The following is a 16,914-nucleotide window of genomic DNA, read 5'->3' on the forward strand; positions in this document are numbered from 1 at the left end:
AGTTGGAGTATTAAGCGTTCCTTCTATATCAAAAGGTATGGCTATTCAGTAAAAAGCAGGTAGAAAGCTTCCGGTTGAAACGCATTAATACGTACCACGACACCATTTTTTGAAAGAAACCATTTTAAAAGAAGTCCTTATAGTTTCCTCATACTCAATACGTTAATAGTCATCTTTAGTTCGGCGGGAACTTTGGTGGTTTCTTTCATCGGCTTGCAGACGCAAGAGGTTAAGATTCAGCCGGTTGTGAAAGTTGTGCTGAAGTCGGATGCTGAGGTGTTGGACGAGGTTGTGGTGACAGCTTATGGTACAGCTACCAAAGGTACATTTACCGGTTCAGCTTCGGTGATGAAGGCCGATAAAATCGAAAAACGTCAGGTGTCTAATATTACGAATGCATTGGCGGGCGCGGTTGCAGGTGTGCAAATTCAAAGTTCAAACGGTCAGCCGGGTGAAGATGCGAAGGTGCGTATCCGTGGTGTAGGGTCTATCAATGCGGGTACAGAACCGTTGTACGTTGTAGACGGCATGCCTTTCGACGGTGACCTTTCTTCATTGAATACACAAGATATCGAAAGTATGACGGTATTGAAAGATGCGGCTTCTACCGCTCTTTACGGTGCGCGTGGTGCCAACGGTATCATCATGATTACTACGAAAAAGGGTGCTTCGGGTAAAGCTCGTGTGAACTTTGATGCCAAATGGGGTGCTAACTCACGTGCCGTGACCAATTACGATGTAATTGATAGCCCGAACCAATATATGGAACTGGCTTACCAGTCGTTGAAGAATGCAGGTTTGTATAACTTGGGTTATGACGATGCTGCAGCTCACGCATACGCTAATTCTACTATCTTCAAGAATGCATCGGGTGGTGTAGGTTATCAGGTTTATACGCTTCCTGAAGGTGAAGGCATGTTTACTACCGACGGACGTGTCAATCCGAATGCGAAGTTGGGTTATTCGGACGGTACCTATTATTATACGCCGGATGACTGGGAAAAGGAAATGTTCAAGAACAAGCTGCGCCAGGAGTACAACCTGAGCGTATCAGGCGGTAATGACCGTGCTACGTTCTACTTCTCTTTGGGTTATCTGGATGACCAAGGTGTAATTGACGGTTCTGGATTCAAGCGTTACAGCGGTCGTTTGAATGGTGATTACAAGGTAAACGATTGGTTGAAAGTGGGTGCTAATGTGGCTTATAACTTTACTAATAGCCGTTATCCGGGAGAACAACAAAATACCGCTTCTTCAGGTAATGCATTTTATATCGCAAACTTTGCGGCACCTATCTATCCCTTATACGTACGTGATGCCAATGGCAATATCATGACTAACAACGGGCGCAAGGTGTATGACTATGGTGACGGACAGAGTACGAACCAGAGCCGTTCATTCATGTCTATTTCAAACCCTGCCGGTGACTTGATTTACAATAAGACCGAATACCTGATGGATATTATCAATGCCAACTGGTATGCGCAAATCACTCCGATTAAGGGATTGACCTTGACGGCACGTTACGGTCTGCATATTGACAATACCCGTTACAATGACTTGGGTAATGCATATATGGGCCAGACTGCATCTTATGGCGGTACAGCAACTCAGGAACACATGCGTACATTCGGATTCGATCAGCAGTATGTAGCCAACTATAACTTCTCTATTGACGATGTCCATCATATCGACTTAACTGCCGGTTATGATGGTTATAACATGGAAATGACTGACTTCTACGGATACGGAACAAACTTGTATAATCCGGAAAGCTATTATTTGGGTAATACGATTGATAATTGGCAGTTGGGCGGTGTCAAGAACGAGTATGCCACTCACGGTATTTTCGCCCGTGTCAACTATTCGTACAATGACAAATACATCGGTAATGTGTCTTACCGTCGTGACGCTTCTTCACGTTTTGCTCCCGATCACCGTTGGGGTGACTTCTGGGCAGCCAGTGTGGCTTGGCGTATCTCGGAAGAAGCTTTCATGGAAGACGTGGAATGGGTGAACCAGTTGAAGCTGAAAGCTTCGTTCGGTCAGCAAGGTAACGATGACATCTTGATGGGTGACCTGACAACGAAGAACTATTATCCGTATATCGACCAATACAGCATCAGCGGTGCGAACGGTGTTTATTCGGACGGTGTGCTTTATTATAAAGGTAATCCGGACCTGACTTGGGAAACTTCTACTTCGTATAACATAGGTGTGGACTTCTCGTTGTTCAAGAACAAGCTGACCGGTACATTGGAATATTTCGGACGTAAGTCCTCTGACATGCTTTATAACTTGCCTACCGCAGGTAGCTTGGGTTATACTTCAATGCCGGTGAATGTAGGTTCGATGACTAACTCAGGTTTTGAAATGGACTTCACTTACAACATCATTCAGAACAAGAATGTGACTTGGGACGTGAACTTCAATGCGACTTTCATCAAGAACAAGATCAATGAATTGCATGAGAACCTGAACGGACGTCTGATTGACGGTACTCGTATTTACGAAGAAGGCGAGTCTATGTACCGTATGTATCTGGTGGAATATGCAGGTGTAGACGAAACTACCGGTGAAGCATTATATTGGACTGCTGATAAAGACGAAAAGGGGAATATCATCGGACGTAAGAAAACAACTGATTATGTGGATGCGCAAAATTACCGTATTGCAACGGATGACATGATGCCTACGGTATATGGCGGTATCGGAACCAGTGTAACGGCATACGGATTCGATGCTTCTATCTCGCTTTCTTACCAGTTGGGCGGAGAAATTTATGACTCCGGTTATGCAGTTACGATGCACGGCGGTTATCAACGTGGCGGTACAGCATGGAACAAGGATATCTTGAATGCATGGACTCCGACCAATACTCGTACCGATGTGCCCCGTCTGGATGCGGAAGACCGTTATACTAATTCGGCTTCAACCCGTTTCCTGACCAGTTCGAACTATCTGAACATCAACAACATTACCGTAGGTTATACCTTGCCGAAGAGCTGGACCCAGAAGATGCAGATTGAGAAATTGCGTATCTACTTCACGGCAGACAACTTGGGCTTTATCTCGGCACGTAAGGGATTGGATCCGCGCCAAAGCTATACAACAGCTACTACTGCTCTTTATACGCCGATCCGCACCATCTCAGGAGGTATCAACTTGACATTCTAATGAATATAACTTAAAAACAATGAGAAAGAACATGAAAACAAAATATATTTTCGCTTCGAGCCTGCTTCTTTCCCTGGCATTTACGGGATGTCAGGATTTGGATACAGCACCGGAAGGGGATACTGTTACGACCGACCAAAAGGAGGAGGTTTATATTCAGAACCCGGAACGTGCAGAAGCTGCCATCAATGCTATTTATTCTCAGTTTAACCAACGTACGCCGAATGCAAATGCGTTGGGAACAGAACGCCATAACGATATCGGATATCCGACCATTATGTTGTGCACGGATGCTAACGGTATGGACGTTGTAAGTGATAATAACGGTTACAACTGGCAAGGGAACAGCTTGACTTTTGATGACAGAGATTATACTTCATACGAAGCTCAAATAGTATGGAATGATTTGTATAACATCATTTTCTCATGCAACAACGCCATCTCTTCTTTCGATCCGGAAACCGATAACCCTACTTTCCAAATGTATTTGGGACGTGCTTACGCTACCCGCGCCTTTTGTTATTTCAACTTGGCTCAGCTGTATCAGTTTACGTATGTAGGCAATCAGGATAAACCTTGTGTGCCTTTGATTACAAACGAGAACTCGGCAGATGCTGCCGCGAACGGTGCGCCCCGTGCTACAGTCCAAGCTGTTTATGACCAGATTGAAGCCGATTTGGAAACCGGTATCAATTATTTGAAATCGGCGGAAGATGCAGGTGAGAGCCGTCCTGACCGCCGTTATATCGACCAGTCAGTGGCATACGGTATCCGTGCACGTGTGGCTTTGACCAAACAGGAATGGGCTGCAGCCGAAGAAGCTGCACAAACCACTATTTCTTTGTCGGATGCTCGCCCGGCAACAATAGAAGAGGTGAACCATCCGACTTTCTGGGATGTGAGCGAGCCAGACTGGATGTGGGGCGTATTGGTAGAAGAATCAGACCCTGTGGTGTCTTCTGGTATCGTAAACTGGCCTTCACACATGGGTTCGTTTAACTATGGTTATGCTTGGTATTCAGGCGGAAAGCAAATCAACCGTGCCCTGTTCAATACCATTCCGGACACCGATGCACGTAAAGGCTGGTGGCTGAATGCTGATACGGTATCTGCTAATCTGACGGCTGCCCAACAAGCTTTGATGAAAGGATATGGTTTCGGTCCTTATACGCAAGTGAAGTTCGCTCCTTATAACAATGAATTGGAAACTTCTACCAATGCGAATGACATACCGTTAATGCGTATCGAGGAAATGTACTTGATTATGGCGGAAGCTCAGGCTATGGGAGGCAATGCCGGAACAGGTCGGGCTACATTGGAAAGTTTTATCCAGACTTACCGTGATCCGGAATATACCTGCACCGCTGCTTCCGCAACGGATATTCAGGAAGAAATCTACCGCCAGCGCCGTATTGAGTTTTGGGGTGAAGGCTTGATTTGGTTTGACATCATGCGCTTGAATAAAGGTGTAGACCGCCGGGGTGCAGGCTTCCCGCAAGCCGCTTCGGTTTATAACATCGAGCCGGGTTCTGCTATTTTATTGTGGCGCATTCCGCAAAACGAAATCAACTCGAACCAGGCTTTGACCGAGGATGATAATAATCCGTCTGCTCCTGCTCCGACTCCTGTACAGGACATTACTGAGTAAAACGTTTATTGAAATCCGATAAATAGAGGGCTGTTCCGTATGGGGCAGCCCTTTAATTTTTACAACGTCCGTTTGAATATCCAACGTGCAAAGAAAGGGTCATCTATTTCATATTTCCCGTTCTTAATTACATATCCCTGCTTGGACAAACGCTTTAATGCACTGAATGCGGTGCTAGTAGGAATGCCTTTTCGCGAATCGAGCGGAGATGTTGCGTTTTGTGCTAAAATCGTCAATATATGTCGGTCGGTTTTATTCATCGACATCCAGATGCGTTCATAGTCGAAATCATGCAATTGGGTCAATTCATCTACGGCACAGTCTACGATATTCCCGGCATTGTTTTCTTGCTCCAGTATATTCCAAACTTGAAAGGCTAATTGTTGGGTGTAATACGGATGACATTGGGTGAACGAAAGGATTCTCTCTGCCATTTGTTCCGCTTTTGCGGTGTCTATGCGCATAAACCTTTCTGTAAGATAATGGGAAAAATCATCATAGGGTATCTTAGAGAGACGCATCAGGATGCCGAAATGGTAGAAAGGTGACTTTTTCTTTTCGAATATCTCTTCCATCATGGATTCCTGACTTCCTAAAAAGATATAGTTCACGTGGTGTTGCAACTGCATGACGGAGCGGAGGTATTTATCTAACCCTTTCTCTAAATCGATTATTTCCTGAAATTCATCCAGCACCACGACAAACTTATTCTTTTCCCCTAACTTCTCAATCAGCATCAGCACATCTTCCAGTACGATATTGTTGTCGCTTCCGGGTTGGAAAGCTACGTCCACTCCATCGGTCATCGGATTAACCGAGAAAGTAGGGATAAACCGGAAGTGAGTCATGGCGTGCTTGATTTTCTCAAAAGGGTATAACTTGAAAATACGCTTTAATAAAAGTGCAGCCAGTTCGGTTACAGAAGTGACAGATTGCAGGTTGACCATAATGACAGGCCTGTCTGTATGCTGCAAGGCCTTGCATACCAGACTGGTTTTCCCAAACCTTCGCGGACTGATTAACACCAAATGGTTTTCACTTTCCAATAACTGTCCGACAGCTTGTAATTCCTTTTCCCTGTCTGTAAAGAAGTCACCGTCTACTATAGTCCCGAATTTGAATGGATTCTTCATATTGCGAATTTTTTCGTTGCGACATTTTTCGCAAAGATAAAGAAAAATTTCGTATATCGGTTACATTTTGGGTAGAACCGTTCTTGCCAGAACACCTCTACAGGCTTTTATTGGCTGATTATCTCTTGACAAAGGTTTTAAGCTTTATCTGATAAACGGTTAATACTAAGCATTTTACATGCTTCTGATAGTTCGGCGGGAACTTTGGTGATTTCTTTCATCGGCTTGCAGACGCAAGAGCTCGACATCCGACCGGTTATGAAAGTTGTACTGAAGTCGGATGCTGAGGTATTGGACGAAGTGATGGTGGTGGCTTATGGTACTGCAAAGAAGTCGACATTTACCGGTTCGGCAGCTACAATCAAGAATGACAAAATCGCTTCACGGCAAACTTCAAATATCACGAATGCTTTGACCGGACAGGTTGCCGGAGTGCAAACTACAAGCAATACTGGCCAACCGGGAAAGGATGCGGAAGTGCGCATTCGGGGTATCGGATCTATCTCAGCCAGCAACAGGCCTCTTTATGTAGTGGACGGCGTACCTTATGACGGTGAATTGTCTGCCATCAGCTCTACTGATATCGAATCGATGACCGTATTGAAAGACGCAGCTTCAAATGCTTTGTATGGTGCCCGCGGTGCAAACGGTGTCATTTTGATTACTACTAAGCGGGGTGCTAATGGGGAAGCACGTGTGAATTTTAATGCCAAATGGGGTGTGAACAAGCGCGGTATCGCTTCATACGAACGCATTACAGATCCAGGCAAATTCTATGAATTGAATTACGCTTCTATCTACAATGCAGATTTGGAAGGTTATCTGGCAAACGGAGACTTAGCTGCTGCTAATGCATACGCCAATCAGGCTATGTTGTCTTCGGCTTATTTAGGATACCAAGTATTCAGTGTGCCGAATGGTGAACAGCTGATAGGAATGGACGGAAAACTGAATCCGAATGCGAAGCTAGGGTATTCTGACGGGACATATACTTATCTCCCTGACGATTGGACGGACGAATTGTTCCAAAACAATTTGCGTCAGGAATATAATTTGAGTGTCAGTGGTGCCAATGAAAAATTGAACTATTACATGTCTGCCGGTTATTTGGACGATCAGGGAATTGTCCCTAATTCCGGATTCCAGCGTTATTCAGCCCGCTTGAAAGCGGATTATCAAGTCAAACCGTGGCTGAAAATGAGCGGCAATGTATCGTTCACCCATTACGACAGCCGGGAACAGGATACCGAAAGCGGTACTTCTAATGCCAATGCCTTTTATGCCGCGAACATCATTGGTGCTATTTATCCGATGTATGTACGTGATGCAGAGGGAAATATCATGGTGGATAATCGTGGTTCCCAGCGTTATGACTATGGGTCGGACACAAATTTCTCACGCTCGAACGTAATTCCCAATGCTAACCCATTGGCAAGCTATATGCTTGACAAAATGGAATATTCCGGTGATGTTGTCAGTGGAAAATGGGGTGCCGACATCGACATTTGGAGCGGCATCAAAGCAAGAATCAATATCGGCGTGGATGCGAACAATGTGCATTATTCTAATATGGTCAATCCGTTTTACGGACAATATTCCGAAACAAGCGGTGTAGGCGGTATCGTCAGTGTAGCCACACAGCGCACTTTCAGTACGAACCAACAGTATTTGCTGACTTATAACCGGACGTTCAATCATGTACATAATGTAGACATTCTTGCCGGACATGAGAATTATAACTACAAATACCAGTATTTATACGGCCAGCGGGAGAAAGTATACAATCCGAATATTCCCGAACTGAATAATGCCATTTCCAACCAAATCAACGAATCCTATACGCAAAAATACGCAACGGAAGGTTGGCTATTCCGCGGACAATATGACTATGACGGAAAATATTTCGCATCTGTATCTTACCGTCACGACGCTTCTTCTTGCTTTGCTCCTGAAAACCGTTGGGGTAATTTCTGGTCGGTAGGGGCAGGATGGCTTATCAACCGCGAGAAATTCATGGAAAACCAGCATTGGATTAACATGTTGAAGTTTAAAATCAGTTACGGTACCCAAGGTAATGATAACCTGATGTATGAAGGCGGGCTTTATCGTAACTATTACCCCTATATGGACCAATACACATTGGCAAACAGCAATGGTGATTTTTCTACATCATTGTATTATAAAGGAAACAGAGACATCACATGGGAAACTTCGCACAGCTTCAATACTGGATTTGACTTCACATTCTGGGACGGGAAATTAAGCGGTAGTGTGGAATACTTCTCGCGCAAAACCACCGACATGCTCTATTTCAAGCCAGTGGCTTCGTCATTGGGTTATTCGCGTATGCCGGAAAACGTGGGTTCAATGGTGAACCGTGGCATTGAACTTGATTTGTACTCGACTGTAATCGATACAAAAAACATATCATGGGACATCAATCTCAACCTTACCCACTTTAAGAACAAAGTGCTGGAACTGGCTCCCGAACTGAACGGACAAATGATTGACGGCTCACGTATCTATCGAGAAGGAGAGTCTATGTACCAGCTATACCTGCCTAGATATCTGGGTGTAAATCCGGATACCGGTGAAGCCCAATATGCGTTGGTTCAACCAGACGAGGAAGGAAATACAGTCACAACAGATTATGCCGTGGCTTCGGAGAACCGTTTCGCTACAGGCGATATCTTGCCGAAAGTATATGGCGGTTTCGGCACCAGCCTTAAAGTTTACGGGTTTGACTTCTCCATTTCATTTGCCTACCAACTGGGCGGACGCATGATAGACAATACTTACGCTGATTTAATGAGTGATGAAGCAATGGGTCATGCCTTGCACGTAGACATGCTGAATGCCTGGACTCCGGAAAACAGAAACACGGATGTGCCACGCATGAACGCCAATAACGTGTATACTACTTATACATCAGACAGATGGTTGACAAGCTCAAACTACCTGAGCCTGCAAAACATCACTTTCGGTTATACTTTGCCGAAGAAGTGGACGCGCAAGTTACAGATAGAAGGAGTACGCCTCTTCTTCGTGGCAGACAACGTGGCTTTGTGGACAGCACGCAAAGGTTTTGACCCGCGGCAAGGATATGTATCTACTGATAATGTATATTCTCCAATCCGTACTATTTCCGGCGGAATATCATTGGATTTCTAACGTTTAAATAAAAGGAAAATTATGAAACTGAATAACAATTTTATAATAATAGCAGGCATTACACTGGCACTTGCGTCTTGCGACTTAGATAAGTTCCCGGAAGGCCAGTATGTGTCTGACGAGCAAAAGGAAAACATAATCGAAAGCCGTCCGAATCTGATAACGGCAGAAGCCAATGCCATGGCTGCCAGACTGAATTTCTTTGGCACGATTTCCGATGACCTTAATACATACCATAGCGACTATGGAGTTCCTGCCGTGTCTTTACAACTGGAATCTGGAGGTCAGGACATTGTGGCATCTACAAGCGGCTATAACTGGTTTAGTCGTTCTCAGAATTATGCCGACCGGGATTATGCCGATGCAAGCGGGGCTGAGTTTATTTGGAAGATTTTCTATAATCACATGAAGGCAGCCAATGATTTGTTGAAACTTATTAATGCGAATACAGAAGATGCAGATTTGCAACGCTACCGGGGGCAGGCTTTGGCAGCACGTGCATACGATTATTTAAACTTGGTACAATGTTTCCAGTTTACTTATGCAGGGCATGAAAGCGCATTGGCCGTTCCTGTTGTCACAGAAACAAAAACAGACGAGGAACTTCAAAATAATCCACGTGCTACAGTCGGACAAGTTTATGAACAAATCATGAACGATTTGAATCAAGCCGCAGAACTATTAGCCGGTTTTGACGCAGGTAGCAATAAAGACCAAATAGACGAAGCCGTGGTATATGGCTTGCGTGCCCGTGCCAACCTGCTTATGCAAAACTGGGCTGCCGCAGCAGAAGATGCAGACAAAGCTATTCAAGGTGGCACTCCGCAATCTTTACAGGAAGTTTCCACACCGACCTTTAATTCGGCTACTGCCAGTTCATGGTTATGGGGGATATTGATTTCACCGGATAATGAGGTGGTAACCACAGGCATCATCAATTGGCCTTCTCATCTATGCTCCTTTACTGGAAACGGTTATACGACATTAACCGGGACATTCCGTTCGGTCAGTTCGTCTCTTTATGAACAGATTCCTGATACAGACATCCGCAAGCAGTGGTTTATTTCTCCTGACACTACTTCAACGCTGGTAGATAATGAAACGGTAAACGGAACTCCTGTTATTGAATATTTTGGTTTGACTCCATACGTAAATACCAAATTCGGTGCTTACCAGAGTGTGTTTGGAAATACAACCAATTCTTCAGACTGGCCTCTGATGCGTGTAGAAGAGATGTATTTGATTAAAGCTGAAGCAGAAGCCATGTCCGGAAATCTTGGAGCAGGAAAGTCTACTTTGGAAAGTTTTGTGCAAACTTACCGTAATCCTTCATTTATAAGCCATGCCACTTCTGCAGAAGAGTTGCAGGATGAAGTTTGGCTACAGCGCAGAATGGAACTATGGGGCGAAGGTTTCGCCCTGTTCGACATTTTGCGATTGAAGAAACCTATTGTAAGAAAGGGTACAAACTATCCGGCATCTGTCCAATTCAATTTGGATCCGGAGTCGCAAATTATGATTTATCGCATTCCGCAGTGTGAAATGGAAACCAACGAAGGAATCACTGATGAAGATAACAACCCGGCAGCAGAGCGTCCTACGCTGTAAATCTTTAGTATAAATAGAAATGAAGAGGGTGTGCCCCTAACTGATTATGACATATAAATGGTACAGACTGAACATTCTGTTATAAACCAATCCATATAAACGGTGGTCATCTGCTATATCGGTGTAGTAGTCTATGGCAATCTCGTATTCGGGTGCACTCTCTTCATTATGTTTCACATATATACAATGTTTGAATGCAAGAAGCGTTACATTTGTTCCTTTAACCATAAACTGAAAAAGCGGTCATACACTTGATAGGTCCCCTGCTCTTCGGTAATTATCAGTGTTTGTCGACAGCACCGTCCAGTTTACCCGTCAGAAATTCTCTTTTAAGCCATTCGTATATATATGAAGGGCTTTGACTATATAAGTCTGTTTCTTTGTCAGAAAGTGCTCTGAACGTATCAGAAGTATAAACTATATTCAATGCGGAAGGTATGTCTAATTGAAAATCCTCAATCAAAAAACCTGTTATTTTATCAACTATGTGTGAAATCAAATAGTCTTGTTGAATTGGTCTTATCATATTCTATTCAATAAATTAATACTTCGTAAAGTTCCAAAAAAGAATTGTCTGTTCAATTGTTTGTATTCCAATTCCTTTGCCAATTCCTCCAGAGTACAGAAACCTTCTTCGTAACGGCTTAAAAGGTAAGCTACCCCGTCATCAGCTATCGGCCCCATCACAATATCGTAATGATGTGAAAAGGCAGGGATACTCCTTGTTCTATTCCGGTAAATGAATTCTGCCCACTCTTTGCTTGGCTTTTCAAAAAGCAGGACGTTCAGAAACGGAGCCGAGAGATACGTTTCATCAAATTGATATTTCTGTACAATCGGACTTCCGCCAAGAATCCGTGCTTTCTTGGCTGCCATATTTTCAGCCTGCACAAGAATATCAGTCAGATAAAAGCCTTGACCAAAGTCCTTGTACGGATTGGATTTTCGAATGTCTATCTGCTGAAAATCAACATTAGTCCCATGATAAAGTATCATATCAGTTGTCCTCCGTTTTTTTTGCAGATGACAATCAAGTCATCCACGGCATCATCAATGGATTGCAAATGCTCTACGCCGTAAAAGTCATTCAGAAAATCCACGCCTTTAAACCGATATAGGTATAAAAAAGCATTCTTGACCGAAAGGCTGAAACGCTTGGCAAAAGCACGTATGCATGCATTTATATAAGGTATCTTATACTTATCATCCATAACTAAAGGTGTTTGAGTTTCACACAAAGGTAATCAAAAATTCTATTATCTCATCATTTTCAGATATATCTCGGGTAGAAAAATTTCAGACGAAACCCTGTTATACTCTATATGAACCAATCATGAGAAAGAACAAAGCATAATTATAAATTCTGTAATTCGTTTATAAACAGTCATTTATAGGCATCATCAAGTTCGGCGGGAACTTTGGTAGTTTCTTTCATCGGCTTGCAGACGCAAGAGGTTAAGATTCAACCTGTTATGAAAATTATGATGCAGTCTAACGCACACGAACTTGATGAGGTAATGGTGGTTGCTTTCGGTACTGCAAAGAAATCTCAATTCACGGGTTCTGCATCTACTATCAAGGCCGATAAGATTGTCACGAGACAAACTTCTAATGTAACAAATGCTTTGTCAGGTCAGGTTGCCGGTGTTCAGATTACTAGCTCAAACGGTGAACCGGGTTCGAAGGCTACTGTACGTATTCGTGGTATCGGGTCTATGTCGGCAAGCAACGAACCGCTTTATGTAGTAGACGGTGTACCTTTCGACGGTGGTATCGAGACCATTAATCCGCAAGATATTGAATCGATGACCGTACTGAAAGATGCAGCTTCAAACGCATTGTACGGTGCACGTGGCGCAAACGGCGTTATCTTGATTACTACTAAAAAAGGGCAGGTAGGCTCTAAAGCACGTGTAGACGTGGATGCCAAATGGGGTACCAACCGTCGTGCCATCCCGAATTACAATGTCATGACTGATCCGAATATGTATTATGAGACATATTATCAGGCTGTAAATAATGCTTTGGGTGGAAGCGATGCTGTTACGGTAGGAAACTATGTGCAGCAATTCCTTGCTTATCCGATTTATACGGTTCCTGAAGGTCAAAACCTGTTTACAGAAGAAGGAAAGATTAATCCGAATGCTACATTGGGTGCTGTATATAATAATGATTATTATCTGAAACCGGACAATTGGTATGATGAATTGTTCGACAAAGGTAATTTGCGTCAGGAATACAATGTGCGCGTGAGTGGCGCTTCGCAGAAATCTACTTATTACTTGTCTGCCGGTTATCTGGACGACAGTGGTATTATCCCGAACTCAGGTTTCCAACGTTTCACTTTGCGTACTAATGCAGACTATCAGGTAAACGACCGTATCAAAGTGGGTACGAACTTGTCTTATAGCAATTCTGTCAACAAGACTCCGCGTGACCAAGAAGGGGCTTCAGTCGGAAACATGTTCTATGTGTCTAATATGATTGCTCCGATTTATCCACTTTATGTACGTGACGCACAGGGCAACATCATGACAGACAGCCATGGATTTACAGTTTACGATTTTGGTGCAGGCGAATATCCGGGCTTAGGACGTCCGTTTATGGGGAATTCGAATCCGGCTTCCATGTTGGCTTTGGATAAGCAGGAATACAATTACGATGTATTCAGCGGACGTGCTTTTGTAAATATTGACATTTACAAAGGTTTGAAAGCAACGGCTAACTGGGGCGTGGACTTGGATAATACTCGTTTTACGAATCTGTATAATGCCTACTACGGACAGTATGCTCCAACAGGCGGTATCATTTATGTAGGTGCTACCCGTACATTCAGTATCAACCAACAGTATTTGTTGACGTATGCAAATACGTTTGGTGAGCATAACATTGATGTTTTAGCCGGTTTTGAATCTTATAAGTATAAATACAATTACTTGCGTGGAAACAAGGAAAATCTATACAATCCCAATGTGACAGAAATAGACAATGCGATTGCAAATCCCCAAGTCAATTCGTATACAGACAATTATGCGACACAAGGTATCCTTGCCCGTTTGCAATACAACTATGCAAACAAGTATTTCTTGTCGGCTTCTTACCGTCGTGACGCTTCTTCACGTTTCGCACCGGAAAATCGTTGGGGTAACTTCTGGTCGGTAGGCGGTGGCTGGCTGATGAACAAAGAGTCATTCTTACAAGATGCCCATTGGATTGACATACTGAAATATAAGATCAGCTATGGTGTACAAGGTAATGATAACCTGAACTTGTCAGGTTCGCACAACTACAATTATTATTCAGACCACTACAACATTGCTGATGCCGGAGGTGACTTCGCCTTATCTATGAGCTACAAAGGAAACCGCGACATTACATGGGAAACTTCACACAGTTTCAACACCGGTTTTGACTTTGAGTTCTTTACTGGGCGTTTGGGTGGTACGGTAGAATACTTCCAACGCAAAACTACAGATATGCTGTATAACCGTCCGGTAGCTACTTCTATCGGTTATTCATCTATCCCGATGAACGTAGGCTCAATGATGAACCGAGGCTTTGAAATGGATATTTACGGTGATATAATCCGCACAAAACATGTAACTTGGAGTGCAAACTTCAACTTGACTTATTTCAAGAACAAGATATTGAAACTACATCCCGATTTGAACGGAGAAATGATTTCCGGTTCATACATTTACCGCGAAGGCGAATCAAGCTACCAAATGTATCTGCGTAAATATGCCGGTGTAGACCCTGAAACCGGTGAGGCACTTTATTGGATGGACGTTACAGATGACAAGGGTAATGTCACTGGTCAGGAAAAGACAACCAACGCTCCTAACGCTACCCGTTATGCGACAGGTGACATCTTGCCGAAAGTATACGGTGGTTTCGGCACAACACTGAACGCATACGGTTTTGATTTGTCTATCGCCTTGTCTTACCAATTAGGTGGACGCATCTATGACAATACGTATGCATCATTAATGCACGGCGGTACAAGCAACGATGCTGGACACAACTGGCACAAAGACATCCTGAATGCATGGACTCCGGAAAACAAGAACACGGATATTCCACGTTTAAATTATAATGACCAATATACGAACTATTTGTCAGACCGCTTCCTGACCAGTTCGGACTATTTGAGCATCAATAACATTACGTTCGGATATACTCTGCCGAAGAGCCTGACCACGAAGTTTGGAGTTTCTGGCTTGCGTCTGTACATGGCAGTAGACAATGTGGCTGTTATTTCCGCACGTAAGGGTTTAGACCCGAGACAAAGTTATTCGACTTCTGAAAACTCAAATTATTCACCGATCCGTTCTATTTCGGGCGGTATCTCATTGTCGTTCTAATTTTAAGAGATAATTGTATATGAAAAAATTCTATATTACAGTCTTCGCTTCGGCTGCCCTATTAACAGCGTGCGAAATGGATCAGTTACCCGAAGGAGGAATGCTGACCGATGAACAGAAAAACGAGGTGATTGCCGATGATGCAGAAAAACTCAAAGGAGACATGAATGCATTAAAGGACAATCTAATCCAATACGGAACTATTTCCACCTCTACCTCGACTTACCACACAGACTATGGCTTTCCGGCTATTTGCCTGATTTATGACCAAGGCGGGCAAGACATGGTATCTGAAAGCCATGGATACAACTGGTTTCAGAATGCGTTGACTTTCAGTGACCGTATTCCGACCTCTTCGGACAATGAACTGATTTGGAAACTCCACTATCAACACATCCGTTCAGCCAATGCAATTCTGACTAACTTGTATGCTGCTTATCCTGAATCGGAACGTGTAGGGGAAATCGCTACCTATTTAGGACAAGCTTTAGCTTCGCGTGCTTTCGACTATCTACAACTGATCCAAACTTATCAGTTTACTTATCAAGGACATGAAAATAGTTTAGGTCTGCCTATCGTAACAGAAGAAACTACCGTAGACCAAGCGACCAATAATCCGCGTGCTACTGTACAGGCTGTGTACGATTTGATTATGGAAGACCTCGACCAAGCTATCGCATATTTAGGCGACTATTATAGCAGCAACAGCGAAATTTCAGCAGCGGTAGCTTACGGTTTGCGTGCCCGTGCCAATATGTTGTTAGGCAATTATGCAGAAGCGGCAGTCGATGCCGACCAGGCTTTGACCATATCGGGAGCTACTCCTTATTCTATAAGTGACGTTTCTGTACCATCATTCAATGATGCCAGTGCAAAATCGTGGATTTGGGGTTCAGTGATTACCAGCAATAATGATGTAGTAACTACCGGCATTATTAACTGGCCTTCACATCTTTGTTCTTTTACAGGTAACGGTTACACAACAGGTGTAGGTATGAATGTAGCTTTGCGGCGCATCAACAGCACGTTGTGGGAACGGATTCCTGAAACAGATGTTCGTAAGTCGTGGTGGCTGGACAGCGACACACTCTCTACAGCTACAGTCAATGCTTACGGCATGACTGGAAAAGAGCTGGTTGCCGCTTCCGGTGTTCCTTATACAGCTTATACAAATGTAAAATTCGGTCCTGAAGGCGGAATCTTGTTCAATACCGAGAATGCACAAGATTGGCCGTTGATGCGTGCTGAGGAAATGTTACTTATCAAGGCGGAAGGATTGGCACGTAGCCAAGGTGTAGCGGCTGGGAAAGCCGTGCTTGAAAGTTTTGTCCAGACTTATCGCGACCCGAATTATACTTGTAGTGCGTCTTCGTTGGAAGACTTCATTGATGAAGTTTGGTTCCAACGTCGCATAGAGCTGTGGGGTGAAGGATTCTCGTTGTTTGATATACTGCGTCTGAAGAAACCCATTGTACGAATTGGAACGAACTTCTCTACAAATGTAACTTACGCTGACATTGCGGCTGAATCACCCATCATGATTTTCAATATTCCGGAATGCGAGACTTCAGCAAATAATGGCATTCCTTTGAATCAAATCAATGAAGTAGCAACTCCGCCAGTAGCTATTATGCAATAACCGTTAGAATAGCGAATAAAAAGCCGTCCCTTTCGGAAGGGATGGCTTTTCTTGATGTAGTACGCTCGGCATGAGCATTGTCTAACGGGTGTAAGTCCCGAGTGAGCCCTAATAGCGGGAATCACATAGCCCAAGGCAAGGGTGTCCATCGCGAGGTGGAATCTGAAGGAAGCC

Annotated in this window: 10 protein-coding genes and 1 pseudogene; 6 read left to right on the forward strand and 5 right to left on the reverse strand. The window is 43.7% G+C overall.

Annotation, left to right across the window (positions count from 1 at the left end):
- Positions 1–171: 171 nt before the first annotated feature.
- Both B5F25_RS10235 and B5F25_RS10240 read left to right on the forward strand, forming a co-directional pair.
- Complete coding sequence (locus B5F25_RS10235) at positions 172–3,177, forward strand: TonB-dependent receptor (protein ID WP_206423542.1); 3,006 nt, start codon at positions 172–174, stop codon at positions 3,175–3,177.
- 31 nt (positions 3,178–3,208) lie between these two features.
- Positions 3,209–4,825: a RagB/SusD family nutrient uptake outer membrane protein gene (locus tag B5F25_RS10240; RefSeq protein ID WP_164496642.1), complete on the forward strand. Its 1,617-nt coding sequence runs from the start codon at positions 3,209–3,211 to the stop codon at positions 4,823–4,825.
- 59 nt (positions 4,826–4,884) lie between these two features.
- Here B5F25_RS10240 and B5F25_RS10245 read toward each other — a convergent pair whose 3' ends face one another.
- On the reverse strand, positions 4,885–5,958 hold the full coding sequence (locus B5F25_RS10245; protein WP_087249396.1) for an ATP-binding protein: 1,074 nt from the start codon (positions 5,956–5,958) through the stop codon (positions 4,885–4,887).
- A 171-nt stretch (positions 5,959–6,129) separates the two neighbouring features.
- Here B5F25_RS10245 and B5F25_RS10250 point away from each other — a divergent pair, with 171 nt between their 5' ends.
- A complete protein-coding gene (locus B5F25_RS10250; RefSeq protein WP_262483269.1) occupies positions 6,130–9,129 on the forward strand; it encodes a TonB-dependent receptor in 3,000 nt (999 codons plus the stop codon).
- A 21-nt stretch (positions 9,130–9,150) separates the two neighbouring features.
- Positions 9,151–10,737, forward strand: a complete 1,587-nt coding sequence (locus B5F25_RS10255) for a RagB/SusD family nutrient uptake outer membrane protein (RefSeq protein ID WP_087249400.1) — start codon at positions 9,151–9,153, stop codon at positions 10,735–10,737.
- Between the two features lie 36 nt (positions 10,738–10,773).
- Here B5F25_RS10255 and B5F25_RS21700 read toward each other — a convergent pair whose 3' ends face one another.
- The 4 genes from B5F25_RS21700 to B5F25_RS10270 form a co-directional block, all read right to left on the reverse strand.
- The gene (locus B5F25_RS21700; RefSeq protein ID WP_158098052.1) at positions 10,774–10,914 is read right to left on the reverse strand and encodes a hypothetical protein; all 141 of its coding nucleotides are present in this window, start codon (positions 10,912–10,914) and stop codon (positions 10,774–10,776) included.
- A gap of 103 nt (positions 10,915–11,017) precedes the next feature.
- Entirely contained in the window at positions 11,018–11,263 is a 246-nt protein-coding gene (locus B5F25_RS10260; RefSeq protein WP_022039202.1) for a hypothetical protein, read from the reverse strand.
- Positions 11,260–11,733, reverse strand: a complete 474-nt coding sequence (locus B5F25_RS10265) for a DUF3990 domain-containing protein (RefSeq protein ID WP_022039203.1) — start codon at positions 11,731–11,733, stop codon at positions 11,260–11,262. Before B5F25_RS10265 ends, B5F25_RS10260 begins: the two co-directional genes overlap by 4 nt.
- Positions 11,730–11,948, reverse strand: coding sequence for a DUF3791 domain-containing protein (locus B5F25_RS10270; protein WP_022039204.1), 219 nt, complete (start codon positions 11,946–11,948; stop codon positions 11,730–11,732). The genes B5F25_RS10265 and B5F25_RS10270 overlap by 4 nt, the downstream gene beginning before the upstream one ends.
- Positions 11,949–12,140: 192 nt before the next feature.
- On the opposite strand from B5F25_RS10270, the pseudogene B5F25_RS10275 reads away from it, so the two are divergent.
- Positions 12,141–15,101 (forward strand): annotated as a pseudogene (locus B5F25_RS10275) (TonB-dependent receptor); the annotation flags it as partial.
- Between the two features lie 19 nt (positions 15,102–15,120).
- Complete coding sequence (locus B5F25_RS10280) at positions 15,121–16,740, forward strand: RagB/SusD family nutrient uptake outer membrane protein (RefSeq protein WP_087249404.1); 1,620 nt, start codon at positions 15,121–15,123, stop codon at positions 16,738–16,740.
- Positions 16,741–16,914: the final 174 nt, after the last annotated feature.

This window comes from Bacteroides sp. An19 (assembly GCF_002160215.1).
Taxonomy (GTDB): Bacteria; Bacteroidota; Bacteroidia; order Bacteroidales; family Bacteroidaceae; genus Phocaeicola; species Phocaeicola intestinalis.